Origin of the sequence: Pannonibacter carbonis (assembly GCF_003012935.1) — a bacterium.
GTDB classification, from domain to species: domain Bacteria; phylum Pseudomonadota; class Alphaproteobacteria; order Rhizobiales; family Stappiaceae; genus Pannonibacter; species Pannonibacter carbonis.
The window spans coordinates 1-1,250 of sequence record NZ_PUDR01000032.1 but is presented as its reverse complement, the minus strand read 5'-3'; the positions used below and the strand labels follow the sequence as shown (position 1 = coordinate 1,250).

1 protein-coding gene is annotated in these 1,250 nt (G+C 61.8%); it reads right to left on the bottom strand.

What is annotated here, in order from left to right; genetic code table 11:
• Positions 1 to 37 precede the first annotated feature (37 nt).
• A protein-coding gene (locus tag C8348_RS21840; RefSeq protein ID WP_425270843.1) for an IS3 family transposase occupies positions 38 to 1,182 on the bottom strand; the annotation gives its coding sequence in 2 pieces (ribosomal slippage) (positions 38 to 897 and positions 897 to 1,182; 1,146 coding nt in all).
• Positions 1,183 to 1,250: the final 68 nt, after the last annotated feature.

Here is a 1,250-nt window from a genome sequence, read left to right as displayed (position 1 = left end):
AGCTACTCCCCGACTCTTGGACAGATTTCCGGATGATTTAAGCTACTGCCTGCACCTGCTGATCGGTTTGGGTTGCGTTGAAGTAGACCACGGCGGGTGGTTGTCCGCCATGGGCAGTATGCGGGCGACGATGGTTGTAGAAGGTGATCCAGCGTCCGACTCCAGCCCTGGCTTGCGAGCCGGTCTCCCAGGCGTGCAGGTAGACGCATTCATACTTCAGGGACCGCCAGAGGCGCTCGATGAAGATGTTGTCGAGGCACCGGCCCTTGCCGTCCATCGAGATCCGGGTGCCAACCCGCTTCAGTCGGTCGGTCCAGGCGAAGGACGTGAACTGGCTGCCCTGATCGGTGTTCATGATCTCGGGTGGGCCGAAGCGGTGGACGGCCTCGTTCAACGCTTCGACGCAAAAGTCCGCCTCCAACGTGTTCGAGATGCGCCAGGCCAGGACCTTGCGCGTGAACCAGTCCATGATGGCAACCAGGTATAGGAAGCCCCGTCGCATGGGCAGGTAGGTGATGTCGGCGCACCAGACTTGGTTTGGCCGCTCCACCCGCAGCCCGCCCAGCAGATAGGGGTAGGTCTTGTGCCCCTTCGCGGGCTTGCTGGTGTCGGGCTTCTGGTAAATCGGCATCAGGCGCATGAGCCGCATCAGCCGCCGGATGCGCTTCACATTCACGGCGTGGCCCTCGTTCTGCAGATGCCAGGTCATCTGCTGGGCGCCGTAGAACGGGGTTTCCAGGAACTGCCGGTCGATCAACCGCATGAGCGTCAGGTTCATCTCGGTCTCGCCCTGCGGCGCGTAGTAAAACGACGAGCGCGAGATCGACAGCAGGCGGCATTGTGCCCCGACCGACAGCGCGGGGTGAGAGCGTTCGATCATCCCGCGCCTCACTTGCCGGTCCAGGGCTTGAGCTTTCGTGACAAAAAATCGTTGGCGACCGCCAGCTCCCCGATCTTCGCATGAAGCGCCCGCACCGTATCCTCATCGACCTCAGGGACTTTCTTGCCGCCCCGTTCGAAGATGTCGGCGGCCCCGTCAAGCAGCGCTTTCTTCCACTGATGGATCATCGTCGGATGCACGCCGTATTCCGCGGCCAGCTCCGACACCGTGCGCTCGCCCTTCACGGCCTCCAGCGCCACGCGGGCCTTGAACCCAGCATCATGGTTCCTGCGTTTCTTCATGTCCTGATCTCCTCGTTCTTGGAGACCAGCAGACGTCAGATCGTAGCTTCCGTCACTGTCCGATTTTC